The 13,443-nt window shown below is 67.6% G+C and carries 11 protein-coding genes; 5 read left to right on the forward strand and 6 right to left on the reverse strand.

Features of this window, described 5'->3' with window-relative positions:
* Positions 1 to 278 precede the first annotated feature (278 nt).
* The 3 genes from lpdA to ARC23_RS15270 all read right to left on the reverse strand — a co-directional run bounded on the left by lpdA (position 279) and on the right by ARC23_RS15270 (position 4,587).
* Positions 279 to 2,087 (reverse strand): dihydrolipoyl dehydrogenase, encoded by a 1,809-nt coding sequence (gene lpdA, locus ARC23_RS15260; protein ID WP_057497989.1) that lies wholly within the window; start codon positions 2,085 to 2,087, stop codon positions 279 to 281.
* Between the two features lie 107 nt (positions 2,088 to 2,194).
* Positions 2,195 to 3,904 (reverse strand): dihydrolipoyllysine-residue acetyltransferase, encoded by a 1,710-nt coding sequence (gene aceF, locus ARC23_RS15265; protein ID WP_057497990.1) that lies wholly within the window; start codon positions 3,902 to 3,904, stop codon positions 2,195 to 2,197.
* 167 nt (positions 3,905 to 4,071) lie between these two features.
* The gene (locus ARC23_RS15270) at positions 4,072 to 4,587 is read right to left on the reverse strand and encodes a DNA-deoxyinosine glycosylase (protein ID WP_057497991.1); all 516 of its coding nucleotides are present in this window, start codon (positions 4,585 to 4,587) and stop codon (positions 4,072 to 4,074) included.
* A 186-nt stretch (positions 4,588 to 4,773) separates the two neighbouring features.
* On the opposite strand from ARC23_RS15270, the gene ARC23_RS15275 reads away from it, so the two are divergent.
* The 3 genes from ARC23_RS15275 to glpK all read left to right on the forward strand — a co-directional run bounded on the left by ARC23_RS15275 (position 4,774) and on the right by glpK (position 8,714).
* The gene (locus ARC23_RS15275) at positions 4,774 to 5,409 is read left to right on the forward strand and encodes an OmpW/AlkL family protein (protein WP_005419535.1); all 636 of its coding nucleotides are present in this window, start codon (positions 4,774 to 4,776) and stop codon (positions 5,407 to 5,409) included.
* A 194-nt stretch (positions 5,410 to 5,603) separates the two neighbouring features.
* On the forward strand, positions 5,604 to 7,109 hold the full coding sequence (glpD, locus tag ARC23_RS15280; RefSeq protein WP_057497992.1) for a glycerol-3-phosphate dehydrogenase: 1,506 nt from the start codon (positions 5,604 to 5,606) through the stop codon (positions 7,107 to 7,109).
* A 105-nt stretch (positions 7,110 to 7,214) separates the two neighbouring features.
* On the forward strand, positions 7,215 to 8,714 hold the full coding sequence (glpK, locus tag ARC23_RS15285) for a glycerol kinase GlpK (protein ID WP_057497993.1): 1,500 nt from the start codon (positions 7,215 to 7,217) through the stop codon (positions 8,712 to 8,714).
* Positions 8,715 to 8,854: 140 nt separating this feature from the next.
* On the opposite strand, the gene ARC23_RS15290 is transcribed toward glpK, so the two are convergent.
* Both ARC23_RS15290 and ARC23_RS15295 read right to left on the reverse strand, forming a co-directional pair.
* A complete protein-coding gene (locus ARC23_RS15290; RefSeq protein ID WP_057497994.1) occupies positions 8,855 to 9,649 on the reverse strand; it encodes a MetQ/NlpA family ABC transporter substrate-binding protein in 795 nt (264 codons plus the stop codon).
* Positions 9,650 to 9,675: 26 nt separating this feature from the next.
* Positions 9,676 to 10,647, reverse strand: a complete 972-nt coding sequence (locus ARC23_RS15295) for a helix-turn-helix transcriptional regulator (RefSeq protein WP_057497995.1) — start codon at positions 10,645 to 10,647, stop codon at positions 9,676 to 9,678.
* Positions 10,648 to 10,727: 80 nt separating this feature from the next.
* On the opposite strand from ARC23_RS15295, the gene ARC23_RS15300 reads away from it, so the two are divergent.
* Together ARC23_RS15300 and ARC23_RS15305 are read left to right on the forward strand one after the other, a co-directional pair.
* Positions 10,728 to 11,330 carry a hypothetical protein gene (locus tag ARC23_RS15300; protein WP_057497996.1) on the forward strand — a complete coding sequence of 201 codons (603 nt, stop codon included), beginning with the start codon at positions 10,728 to 10,730 and terminating at the stop codon, positions 11,328 to 11,330.
* A gap of 106 nt (positions 11,331 to 11,436) precedes the next feature.
* A complete protein-coding gene (locus ARC23_RS15305; protein WP_057497997.1) occupies positions 11,437 to 12,213 on the forward strand; it encodes a DUF481 domain-containing protein in 777 nt (258 codons plus the stop codon).
* Between the two features lie 128 nt (positions 12,214 to 12,341).
* On the opposite strand, the gene hemC is transcribed toward ARC23_RS15305, so the two are convergent.
* Positions 12,342 to 13,253, reverse strand: a complete 912-nt coding sequence (gene hemC / locus ARC23_RS15310; RefSeq protein ID WP_057497998.1) for a hydroxymethylbilane synthase — start codon at positions 13,251 to 13,253, stop codon at positions 12,342 to 12,344.
* Between the last annotated feature and the right edge of the window lie 190 nt (positions 13,254 to 13,443).

Consider the following 13,443-nt stretch of genomic DNA (forward strand, 5'->3'; position numbering starts at 1 on the left):
CCTCCTTTACTCCGCACACAGCGCCCGCTCCCCCCGCGTGTCATGCATCCAGGCGGCCTGAGCACCGGCTCTCGACTATCCGCAAGCCGAGCCGCTGCGTGGGTGGCAGGCCTTTCGACAAATGTCCCCCGTCGCCCGCCTGCGGCGGTCGCCTCCTCCTTTACTTTGTCGAAAGGCCTGCCACCCACGCAGCGGCCCCACCCCTGCTGCAGCACTGATCGAAGAAAAAAAAGCCCCGGCAGGTGCCAGGGCTTTTCGTTCGCGAAGGCGCGGAGGCCTTACTTCTTCTTCGGCATGTACAGATCGGTGATCGTGCCGTCGTAGATTTCCGAGGCCATCGCCACCGATTCGCTCAGCGTCGGGTGCGCGTGGATGGTGTGGCCGATGTCTTCGGCTTCAGCCCCCATTTCGATCGCCAGGCCGATCTCGGCCAGCAGGTCACCGGCGTGCACGCCGACGATCGCACCACCGATGATGCGGTGGGTCTCTTCGTCGAAGATCAGCTTGGTGAAGCCCTCGGTACGGCCGATGCCGATCGCGCGGCCGCTGGCGGCCCACGGGAACTTGGCCACGCCGACCTTCAGGCCCTTGGCCTTGGCTTCGGTCTCGGTGACGCCGACCCAGGCGATTTCCGGGTTGGTGTAGGCCACCGACGGAATCACGCGGGCCACCCATTCCTTCTTGTGGCCAGCGGCCACTTCGGCGGCCAGCTTGCCCTCGTGCGTGGCCTTGTGCGCCAGCATCGGGTTGCCGACGATGTCGCCGATGGCAAAGATGTGCGGCACGTTGGTACGCATCTGCCGATCGACCGGGATGAAGCCACGCTCGGTGACCTGCACGCCGGCCTTTTCGGCATCGATTTTCTTGCCGTTCGGCGAGCGGCCCACAGCCACCAGCACGCGGTCGAAGGTACCCTGCGCCAGGGCCGGCAACTGGCCTTCCTCGGCCGCTTCGAAGGTCACGGTGATGCCCTTGGCATCGGCGGTGACACCGGACGCCTTGGTCTTCAGGTGCACTTCGATGCCCTGCTTCTTCAGGCGGTCGGCCAGCGGCTTGACCAGGTCCTTGTCGGCGCCCGGCATCAGCTGGTCCATGAACTCGACCACAGTCACCTTGCTGCCCAGCGCGCTGTACACGGTGGCCATTTCCAGGCCGATGATGCCGCCGCCGACGACCAGCAGCGAGCCCGGCACTTCGGCCAGCTCCAGCGCGTCGGTGGAGTCCATCACGCGCTTGTCGTCCCACGGGAAGTTCGGCAGCTTCACCGCCTGCGAACCGGCGGCGATGATGCACTTCTGGAAACGCAGCAGCTGGGTGCTGCCGTCAGCGGCGGTGATTTCCAGCTCGTTGGCCGACAGGAACCTGCCGACACCCTGCACGTTGCGGACCTTGCGCTGCTTGGCCATGCCGGCCAGGCCCTTGGTCAGCTGGTTGACCACCTTTTCCTTGTACTGGCGCAGCTTGTCCAGGGTGATGGTCGGCTTGCCGAACTCGACGCCGAAATCACCGGCATGGGCCACTTCATCGATGACCGCGGCCGCGTGCAGCAGCGCCTTGGACGGAATGCAGCCGACATTGAGGCAGACGCCGCCGAGGCTGGCGTAGCGCTCGACCAGTACCGTATCCAGGCCGACGTCGGCGGCGCGGAAGGCGGCGGTGTAGCCGCCCGGGCCCGAGCCCAGCACGACCATTTCGCATTCGATGTCGGCCGGCTTGCCGCTGGACAGTGCCGGCTTCGGTGCGGCCGGTTCGGCCGGGGCGCGGTGCGACGGGGTCACCGGCGGCTTGCTGGCCGGGGCGGCTGCGGCCGCAGCCGGTGCAGCGGCCTTGGCCGGGGCTTCGGCGGCGCCTTCGGTTTCCAGCACCACGACCACGGCACCTTCGGACAGGGTATCGCCCAGCTTGACCTTGATTTCCTTCACCACACCGGCGGCCGACGACGGCACTTCCAGGGTGGCCTTGTCCGATTCCAGGGTCACCAGGCCCTGGTCCTTCTTCACCGTGTCGCCGACGGCGACCAACACTTCGATCACCGGCACATCGCTGTAATCGCCGATGTCGGGAACCTTGACTTCAATCGTGGCCATGGTGGGTTTTCCTTGTGCCCGCCCGGCATGGCCGGTGGGCTGTCACTGCATCTGTTCACGCGGCCGCGCCGGGGGCAGCGGCCGCACGGTGGGGGCGAAGCGATGCCTTACAGCAGCACGCGGCGCATGTCGGCCAGTACCTGCGACAGGTACGTGGTGAAGCGTGCGGCCAGGGCGCCGTCGATGACGCGGTGGTCGTAGCTCAGCGACAGCGGCAGCATCAGCTTCGGCGCGAATTCCTTGCCGTTCCAGACCGGCTGGATGGACGACTTGGAGACGCCGAGGATGGCCACTTCCGGTGCATTGACGATCGGGGTGAACGCGGTGCCACCGATGCCGCCCAGCGAGCTGATCGAGAAGCAGCCGCCGCTCATGTCGGCCGGGCCCAGTTTGCCGTCGCGTGCCTTCTTGGCCAGTTCGCCGGTTTCCTGGGCAATCTGCACCACGCCCTTCTTGTCCACGTCGCGGATGACCGGCACGACCAGGCCGTTCGGCGTATCGGCGGCGAAGCCGATGTGGAAGTACTTCTTCAGGGTCAGGTTTTCACCGCTGGCATCGAGCGAGGCGTTGAATTCCGGGAACTTCTTCAGCGCCGCGGCGCTGGCCTTGATCAGGAAGGCGAGCATGGTCAGCTTGATGCCGGCCTTCTCGTTCTCCTTGTTCAGTGCCACGCGCAGGCCTTCCAGGTCGGTGATGTCGGCCTGTTCGAACTGGGTGACGTGCGGAATCATCGCCCAGTTGCGGGCCAGGTTCGCGCCGGAGATCTTCTTGATGCGCGACAGCGGCTGCACTTCGGTCTCGCCGAACTTGCTGAAGTCGACCTTCGGCCACGGCAGCAGGTTCAGGCCACCACCGGCGGCAACGGCACCACCGGCAGCGGCCGGCACGCCGCCACTGAGCGCAGCCTTGACGAACTTCTGCACGTCACCCTTGGTGATGCGGCCGCCCTTCTCGGTGCCGTTGATCTGCAGCAGGTCCACGCCCAGCTCGCGGGCGAACACGCGCACCGCCGGGGTGGCGTACGGCACCTTGGCCGGCAGCACGCCATCGGCGTTGAACTGTACCGGCGGGCTGGACGGGGTACCGGCCGAGGCGATCTCACGGGCCGCCAGCTTGTCCGGCTGCGCCGGCACAGCGACCGGCTCGACCTTGGTGGCGGTTTCGGCGGCGGCCGGGGCAGCAGCAGCGGCGGCCTTGCTCGGGGCCGGCGCCGCAGCGCCCTCAGCCTCGATGATGGCGACCACGGCACCCTGCGACAGGGTGTCGCCCACCTTGACCTTCAGTTCCTTGACCACGCCAGCGACCGAGGACGGCACTTCCATGGTCGCCTTGTCGCTTTCCAGCGTGACCAGGCCCTGGTCCTTCTTGACCGTGTCGCCGACAGCAACCAGCACTTCGATGACCGGGATGTCGGTGTAATCGCCGATGTCCGGCACCAGCGCTTCCACGGCGCCGCCGCTGGCGGCCGGAGCGGCCGGCGCAGCCGGGGCCGGGGCCGGCGCGCTCTGGGAGGCGGCCGCCGGGGCAGCGGCCTTGGCCGGCGCCGGGGCGGCCGCGGGCGTGGCGGCTTCGCCTTCGGCCACTTCGATCAACGCCACGACCTTGCCTTCGGACAGGCTGTCGCCCACCTTGACCTTCAGTTCCTTGACCACGCCTGCCACCGAGGACGGCACTTCCATGGTCGCCTTGTCGCTTTCCAGCGTCACCAGGCCCTGGTCCTTCTTGACCGTGTCGCCGACGGCGACAAGCACCTCGATTACCGGGATATCGCTGTAGTCACCGATATCGGGGACAAGTGCTTCCTTGATTTCGGCCATGGGGATAACTCCGGCAATCTGGTGTAGGGAAACGTCTATTGTGCGGCCAGCGGGGGTCTGCGCCAACCGTTACAGGTGTTTTCAGTACGCACGCAGCCGGGACAGGCTGTTGCCCATGGGCGGCGGCTGCGACCAGTCGGTAGCGTATTGTCCGCATGATGTCCGCTTCATGTCGCCAGTGCGGCGGCCACCGGCTGCCAGGCCTCGCGCAGCCGTGGCAACGACCACGCCGCGTTGGCCGGGCTGGTGGAGGGCAATGCGACCACCTGTGGCGGGGCCTCCAGCCGCGGCAGCACCCAGCGCTGGAACGCTTGCCATGCCGCACCGCCATTGCAGCCGATCAGCGTCAGCTCAGGCAACGTGGCGATCAGTTCCGGCAGTGCATTGGCCACTTCCGTGCCACGCACGATGTCCGCATCCAGGCTGCCTCGGCGCTCGCAGCGACCGATCACATCCCACAGACCGATGCCCGCGGCATTCAATGCCTGCAGCCGCGCGGCGTAGGCCAGATCCGCGTCGAAACCACAGATGTCGGCCATCAGCGGCCAGAAGCGGTTGCGCGGATGGGCGTAATAGCGCTGCTCCTGCAGGGACGCCACGCCCGGCATCGAGCCCAGCAGCAGCACGCGGCACCCCACGTTCACCTGCGCTTGCAGGCCAATGCACAACGTTGCTGCGCTCACATCTTCTCCAACTGCATGAATGTCCCCGAGAGCCAAAAACCCCATGAATACAGGCGTTCCGTACCCGTCGCTGAACAAGGAAAACTATTTTTTAACGTGCGTCGGATTCGATTCATGTTGGGGCGACTACGGTGTGCTCGCCCCGCAACCGGGGGCCCAAAACAAGAAACATTAGGAGATACCCCCATGCGCTCCATCCGTATCCTGAGTCTCGCCCTGCTGACCTCCGCCGCCTTCGCGCCGGCCGCTTTCGCCCAGGACAGCAGCAGCACCGACACCGCGTCGGGCAAGCATTTTGCCGTTGTTGGCGGCATCTCGCTGCTGGAACCGAAGAACGACCCGATCTCCGGCGTGAAGAAGACCGATGGTGGCCCGGCGCCGACCGTCAGCTTCAGCTACTACATCAACGACAACTGGGCCGTTGAACTGTGGGGCGCCGCTGACAAGTTCGACAACAAGTTCAAGGGCCCGAACAACGCCCGCCTGGGCTCGGTCGAGCAGCAGCCGGTCGCGCTGAGCGGCCAGTACCACTTCGGCCAGGCTGACAACGTGTTCCGTCCGTTCGTGGGCGTCGGTTACTACCAGTCGAGCTTCAGCAACGAGAAGCTGGGCAACGGCGCTGACACCGACATCCGCTTCAAGGATGCCAAGGGCGTGATCGGCACCGTCGGCGTCGACATGAACATCAACTCCACCTGGTTCGCCCGTGCCGACGCCCGCTACATGCGCGCCCGCCCGGACATCAAGGTGGGTGGCGAGAAGATCGGCGAAGCCAAGATGGATCCGTGGACCGTCGGCTTCGGCATCGGCGCCCGCTTCTGATCCAGGCAGCACCTGCTTCACTGATGCAACGCGACGGGCCCTTCGGGGCCCGTCGTCGTTTCCGTCACCGGCGTTCTGCCTGTAGAGCCGAGCCCATGCTCGGCTGCCTTTTTTTGTAGAGTCGAGCTTGCCCGGCCACCCGAAAAGCAGCCGAGCATGGGCTCGGCTCTACATAATCAGGATGCGGAGACGCGATGGACGACCTCGACCTGCTGGTCATCGGTGCCGGCATCAACGGTGCCGGCGTCGCCCGTGACGCCAGCGGCCGTGGCCTGCGCGTGCTGCTGTGCGAGCAGCACGACCTGGCCGCACACACCTCCAGCGCCAGCAGCAAGCTGATCCACGGCGGACTGCGCTATCTGGAACAGGGCGAGTTCGGCCTGGTGCGCAAGGCACTGGGCGAGCGCGAGGTGGTCCGGCGCCAGGCCCCCTTCCTGGTTCGACCGCTGCGCTTCGTACTGCCGTGGGAGCCCCACCTGCGCCCCCGATGGATGCTGCGCGCTGGGCTGTGGCTGTATGACCACCTGGGCCGGCGCAGCGCCGCCTTTCCCGCCTCCAACGCACTGGACCTGCAGCATGACCCGCTCGGTACGTGGCTCTCGCCGACGCTGCGGCAGGCCTTCAGCTACGCCGATGCGCAGGTGGATGATGCGCGGCTGGTGCTGCTCAATGCACTGGATGCCGCGCAGCGGGGCGCACAGGTCCAGGTGCACTGCCGCTGCGTGGATCTGCGCGCCGGCCAGGGCCGATGGCAGGCGCAGCTGGAAACGGCCGATGGCCGGCAGCAGCGTGTGAGCGCCCGCGCGGTGGTCAATGCGGCCGGCCCATGGGCGGGCGGCCTGCTGGAGCGGATGCAGGCGCGCAGTGGTGGCCCCTCGCTGCGCCTGGTGCAAGGCAGCCACATCGTGCTGCGCCGGCGCTGGCCCGATGACAGTGCCTGCCTGCTGCAGCAACCCGACGGCCGCGTGGTGTTCCTGCTGCCCTTCGCCGACGAGCACCTGCTGGTGGGCACCACCGACACCGACTATCGCGGTGACCCGGCGCGCTGCAGCGTGCTGCCTTCAGAGGTCGCCTACCTGTGCGACGCGGCCAATCGCTACCTGCATGACCCCATCGCGCCGGAAGAGGTGGTCTGGCAGTTCGCCGGTGTACGCCCGCTGCTGGCCGATCCCGATCCGCGCGCGGCAAAACTCAGCCGCGATTACCGCCTGCAGCTGCAGCTGGCGCCGGCACCGGCGCTGCATGTGCTGGGCGGCAAGCTGACCACCTACCGGGTGCTGGCCGAGGAGGCGCTGGACCTGCTGCGCCCGGCCCTGCCGCAGATGGGCCCGGCCTGGACAGCAAACGCAGACCCGCTGCCGGGCAGCGACTGGGGCGACGCTGCACAGGCGCGTTCCCGCCTGCAGGCGCTTGCACCGTGGTTGCCCGCCGGGATTGCACGCCGCTGGGCGGGGGCCTATGGCAGCCGCAGCGCGGAGCTGCTGCATGGCCTGGAGGGTGTGAACGATCTTGGTGAGGACTTTGGCGGCGGCCTGCATGCGCGGGAAGTGGCTTTCCTGCGCGACCACGAATGGGCGCGTAGCGCCGAGGACGTACTGTGGCGGCGGAGCAAGCTGGGGCTGCGGCTGGATGCGGCGCAGGTGGCACGGCTGCAGGCGTGGATGGAGGGTCGGATCCCTTTCCCACGGAAAGGGCTCTGACCCCCGTGTTGCCACGTGTGCCAACCAAGGTTGGCAACTACCAGGGCAGCCGCGCGCGACGCGATCGATGCATTAGGATTTCCCCATCGCCATCGGAGACGCTGCATGACGCCCCGCTACGTGCTGGCCATCGACCAGGGCACCACCAGTTCGCGCGCGATCCTGTTCGACCGCGCCGGCGACATCGTCGGCAGCGCGCAGCGCGAATTCGCGCAGATTTTCCCGCAGCCGGGTTGGGTCGAGCATGACCCGCGCGAAATTCTCACCAGCGTCTATGCCACGCTGACCGAACTGCTCAGCCGCGGGCAGATCGACCCACGCCATATTGCGGCACTGGGCATCACCAACCAGCGCGAAACCACGGTGGTCTGGGACCGTGCTACCGGCCAGCCGATCCACAACGCCATCGTCTGGCAGTCGCGGCAGAGCCACGCGATCTGCGAGCGGCTGAAATCCGAAGGGCACGAAGCGCTGATCCGCGAACGCACCGGCCTGCTGATCGACGCCTATTTCTCCGCCACCAAGGTGCGCTGGATCCTCGACCACGTGGAGGGCGCGCAGCAGCGCGCGGAACGTGGCGAGCTGCTGTTCGGCACCATCGACAGCTGGCTGGTCTGGAACCTCAGCGGCGGCCAGGCGCATGTGACCGACTACAGCAACGCCGCGCGCACGCTGCTGTTCAACATCCACACGCTGGACTGGGATGACGACCTGCTGGCCCTGCTGGACATCCCGCGCGCGATGCTGCCGCAGGTGCGCGATTCCAGCGCGGTGTACGCGCATACCCGGCCGCAGTTCTTCTTCGATCACCCGATCCCGATCGCCGGCATCGCCGGTGACCAGCAGGCGGCGCTGTTCGGCCAGGCCTGCTTCCAGCCGGGCATGGTCAAAAACACCTATGGCACCGGCTGCTTCATGCTGATGCACACCGGCGCGCAGGCGGTACGTTCGCGCAATGGCCTGCTGACCACCGTCGCCTGGGGCCTGGACGGGCGCGTGGAGTATGCGCTGGAAGGCTCGATCTTCATCGCCGGCTCGGTGGTGCAATGGCTGCGCGACGGGCTGCGCATGATCGAGCGTGCCGGCGACAGCCAGGCGCTGGCCGCGCAGGTTGCCGACAGCGGGGGGGCCTATCTGGTACCGGCCTTCGTTGGCCTGGGGGCGCCTTACTGGCGCAGCGACGTGCGGGGTGCGATGTTCGGCCTGACCCGCGGCACCGGCAAAGCGCACTTCGTGCGCGCGGCGCTGGAGTCCATGGCGTACCAGACCCGCGATGTGCTCGACGCGATGCAGTCCGATGCCGGCATCGCGCTGACCGAACTGCGCGCCGATGGCGGTGCGATCGGCAACGATTTCCTGGCCGGCTTCCAGGCCGACATCCTCGGCGTACCGCTGCTGCGGCCACGGCTGACCGAAACCACCGCGCTGGGCGCGGCCTATCTGGCTGGGCTGGCGGTGGGGTTCTGGACCAGCCGCGAGCAGATCGCCGCGCAGTGGGGCCTGGACCGGCGATTCGAGCCACGGATGGACGCGGCCCGGCGCGAGCGGCTGTATGCGGGATGGCAGCAGGCCGTCGCTGCCACCCTGGCCTTCCACGTCGATTGAAACTTCAATGCCCGCCCGGCTGCGGCACGTGGAGTGACACTGCAGAGCCGAGCCATGCTCGGCTGCCGCTGGCGGGATACCGCAAAAAGCAGAGCCGAGCATAGGCTCGGCTCTACAGGACAGGGGATTGGGCGCTGGCGTCAGAACGCCGGCAGCACCGCGCCCTTGTACTTGGTCTCGATGAAGGTCTTCACCTGCGGGCTGGTCAGCGCCTTGGCCAGCTTCTGCACGCGCGCGTCGTCCTTGTTGTCCGGGCGCGCGACGAGGAAGTTCACGTACGGCGAATCCTTGCTCTCGATGGCCAGCGCATCCTTGGTCGGGTTGAGGCCGGCATCCAACGCGTAGTTGGTGTTGATCAGGGCCAGATCAACCTGGTCCAGCACGCGCGGCAGCATTGCCGAGTCCAGCTCGCGGAACTTCAGGTTCTTCGGGTTGGCGGTGATGTCACGCAGGGTCGACAGCGCGTTGGTCGGATCCTTCAGCTCGATCACGCCGGCCTTGTGCAGCAGGATCAGCGCGCGGCTGTTGTTGCTCGGGTCGTTCGGGATCACCACGTCGGCACCTTCGCGCAGCTCGGCCAGCGACTTGACCTTGCGCGAGTACGCACCGAACGGCTCGATGTGCACGCCGATCACCTTCACCAGGTCGGTCTTGCGGTCGCGGTTGTAGGCATCCAGGTACGGCTCGGTCTGGAAGTAGTTCGCGTCCACCTGCTTCTGCACCAGCTGGTCGTTGGGCTGCACGTAGTCGTTGAACACGCGCACGTCCAGGTCCACGCCTTCCTGCTTGAGGATCGGCTTGACCACTTCAAGGATCTCGGCATGCGGAACGGCCGTGGCGGCCACCACCAGCTTCTGCGAGGGCTCGCCGGACTTGCCGCAGGCGGTCAGGGCCAGCGCAGCGGCGAGCAGGGGCAGCAACAGGGTCTTCTTCATGGGGGACGGGGTTCTCGGGGGGAGTGTCAGGATTTTTCGTAGTTGCTCAGGGCCAGCTCAAGCAGCGCCTTGGCCTGCTCGCGCAGCATCATCGGCTCGACGATCTCGGCGTCCGAACCATAGTGCAGCACGTCCATCAGCAGTTCGCGCGAGACACTGTAGGGCACCTTCAGCTCATAGCGCCCATCAGCCAGGAAACGGCCCTGCTGCTTGGAATGCCAGTGCTCGTCGGCCACCCAGCGTGCGGCCTTGGCGCTGAACAGGATGGTCGCCCAGCCCTTCGGAGCACCGGAGAAGATGCCGTAGCTGGCGCCCAGCTGCTCGTCCAGCTCGCTGTCGGCCACATCGCGGGCGGTGCTGTCGATCACCCGCGCCTTGTGGATGCGGTCCACCGCGAAGCTGCGCAGGGCTTCGCGGTCATGATCCCAGGCGTCGAGGTACCAGTTGTCGCGATAGTGGGTCAGGCGCTGTGGCGATACGGTGCGCTTGGTCGGCTCGTCGGTGGAACGGGCGCGGTACTCGAACGCCAGCTGGCGGCGCTCCAGTACGGCCGAGGCCACGCTGCGGAAGCTGCCTTCATCGAACTTGCGGCCACGATGCGGGATCACCCGCACCCGGTCCACCGGCCAGCTGGAAACACCCGCCTGGGCCGCCAGCAGGCTCTCGATGCGCTGCTGCAACGGTGCCAGCACCGACGACAGCACCCCGCCACCGGTACGCGCCAGCAGGTGCTGCGAGGCCAGCAGGGCGTGCAGCTCTTCGGAGCTGAGCCACAGGCCCGGCAGCTCGAAACGGTCGCTCTCGTCGGCGTGGTAGCGGAAGCCGGCCTCGCCGTCGCCCTCGATCGGTGCCATCAGCGCGTCGCGCAGGAAGGCCAGGTCGCGGTAGACGGTGGCGCGGGAACAACCGAGCTTGTCCTGCAGGGTCGCCACCGTCACCGGATAGCGCGCGGACTTGAGCAGACGATGCAGGGCGGTGATGCGTTCGTATCGGTCCATGCCCCCGATTATGTCCGAGTCGCGGGTCTTGTGTGGGACGTTTGGGCTATCGTGAGCGCCCCGCCCCCATGGAAGCCCCGATGCGCCGGTTGCCCGCCCTGCCCCTGCTGGCCTGCCTGCTGCTGGCCGCCTGCGACGGAGCACCGCCCCCGGCGGCCTCCGCAGCCGTGGTCCCGGCCGCCGACCCGGCCCAGGCGGTGCTGGCCGCCAGCCAGCGGTTTGCCGCCCTGCGCAGCTTCCATGCCGAACTGGAGCTGCTGGGTGCGCCGCAGCCGGTGCGCAGTTCGATGGACTTCGTCGCCCCCGACCGCTTCCGGGTGCAGACCCCGGCCGGTGCGCAGACGATCATCGGCGATACCCTGTTCCTGCAGGCCGATGACGCCATCCACCAGGTGCCGGCCCCGGCCGGCCTGCTCGAACAGTGGCGCAATCCACTGCCGGCCGACGCCCTGCCCGCCGACCTGCAGGCCGAGGATCTCGGCGATCAGCTGCTGGATGGGGTCCAGACCCGGCACTACCGGCTGCGCGGCGCGCAGCCCGGCGAGCGCCTGGACTACTGGCTGGATGCGCAGGGCCTGCCGCGGCAACTGGTACGCAGTGGCAGCAGCAATGGCCGAAGCTTCCAGCTGCGGTTGCGGTATTCGCGCTTCAACGACCCGGCGCTGCGCGTCGATCTGCCCTGAACAGGCGCTGCCGGCAACGCCTGCTGAAGCGGGTTTTGGATCGATTCGGACCGCCATCACGCTTCCAGTATCATCACCGGCTGTCAACCGCTTCGGAGAAGCCTCGATGTCCCTGCGCGTGTCCCTGCTGATTCCCCTGCTGCTGTGCGCGCCGCTGGCGTACGCGCAGGATGCCTCCGAACTGGCGGCGATGTCCTCGCCGTGGAGCGGCAGCGGCGGCGAGCTCGGCTTTGCCTCGGCGCGCGGCAACAGCAGCACCGAGAGCTTCAACGGCCGCCTGCGCCTGCGCTACACCGATGGTGACTGGGTGCACAGCATGGACCTGTTCGGCCTGCGCTCCAGCTCCAAGGTGACCGAGACCAACGACGACGGCACCACCACCCGCCGCGACAACACCACCGCCAACCGCTATACCGGCAGTGCCGGCAGCGCGCTGCAGCTGGGCGAGCATCGCCAGCTGACCGCGACGGTACGTACCGAACGCGATGATTTCGCCACCTACGACCGCCAGAGCTCGTTCGGCCTGGGTTACGGCACCCGCCTGTGGAACACCGAGCGCTTCTCGTTCGATGCACAGCTCGGCCCCGGTGTGCGCCGCACGCACAGCACCGAGGACGACCGCACCCGCACCGGCATGATCGGTCGCGGCCTGTTTGACCTGAAGTACTCGCTGACCGACAACACCGACCTGGTCAACACCCTGCTGGTCGAGTCCGGCTCGTACAACACCTTCGGCCAGAACGACTTCGGCGTGTCGGTGAGCATGAACGAGCACCTGGCGCTGAAGGCTGGATGGCAGGCGCGCTACAACAGCGACGTGGCCGAGGACAAGCGCAAGACCGATACGCTGACCACCATGAACGTGGTCTACAAGTTCAAGTAAGCGAAACGGGCGCCAGGGCGCCCGTTCTTCCTTTTGCAGAGTCGAGCCACGCTCGACTGTTGTTGGCCGGCCCGTCGGCCTCTGCGAAAAGAGCAGTCGAGCATGGCTCGACTCTACAGAGGCACCGCTCAGGCGTTCAGCAGTTCGCCGGCACCGGCATCCAGCAGCATCTTCGCCACCCGTTGGCCCAGCGCTTCCGGGTCACTGGCCGGGCCAGCCGCCTGGGCGCGCACCGCGCGGCCATCGCTGGCACTGCCAACCAGCCCCTGCAGGTGCAGGTCCTGGCCCTGCCACTGCGCGATCGCTGCCACCGGTACGTGGCAGCTGCCGTGCAGCGCACGGTTCATCGCCCGCTCCGCCTCGACGCAGGCACGCGTGTCCGCATCGTCCAGGCCGGCGAACAGCGCCATCAGGCGCGCATTGCCGCCATCGCATTCCACCGCCACCGCGCCCTGCGCCGGAGCTGGCAGCCATTGTGGCGGCTGCAGGCGCGCGACGATGCGCTCGCCCAGGCCCAGCCGCTCCAGGCCGGCCACGGCCAGCACGATGGCGTCGTAGCCACCATTGTCGAGCTTGGCCAGGCGGGTGTTGACGTTGCCGCGCAGGTCCAGCAGTTCCAGATCCGGGCGCAGCGCACGCAGCTGGGCCTGGCGGCGCAGCGACGAGGTGCCGACCCGCGCACCGATCGGCAGCGCGTCCAGCGATGCGTAGAGGTTGGAGACGAAGCCGTCGGCAGGATCGTGGCGGGTGAGCATCGCCGGCAGCGCGAAGGGTGCGTCCAGCTCCATCGGCACGTCCTTCAGCGAGTGGACGGCGCAATCGGCCTCTCCGCGCAGCATGGCCAGCTCCAGCTCTTTCAGGAACAGCCCTTTGCCACCGATGGCCGCCAGCGAGCGGTCCAGCACTTCGTCACCGCGGGTGCTCATCGGCACCAGTTCCACATGCAGGCCGGGGTGGGCCTGTCGCAGGCGATTGGCGACGTGTTCGCTCTGCCAGAGGGCGAGCGGGCTCTTGCGGGTGGCGATGCGGACGGTTTCCATCCGGTCATTATCGCGCCTTCGGCGCGGATACGGCCAACGGCGGAGCCCCTCGTGGCTGGCTGGGGGTCGTTAGAGCAACAGCCGCGCTTGGCCGGGCGGGGTGGGCTACCCAGGGGTCGCTGCAAGTACGTCCATGTAAGCTCGGTCGCCGCATCCATGCGGCTCACGCCCCTGCGCAGCCCACCCCGCC

Source organism: Stenotrophomonas beteli, from assembly GCF_001431665.1.
Lineage (GTDB): Bacteria > Pseudomonadota > Gammaproteobacteria > Xanthomonadales > Xanthomonadaceae > Stenotrophomonas > Stenotrophomonas beteli.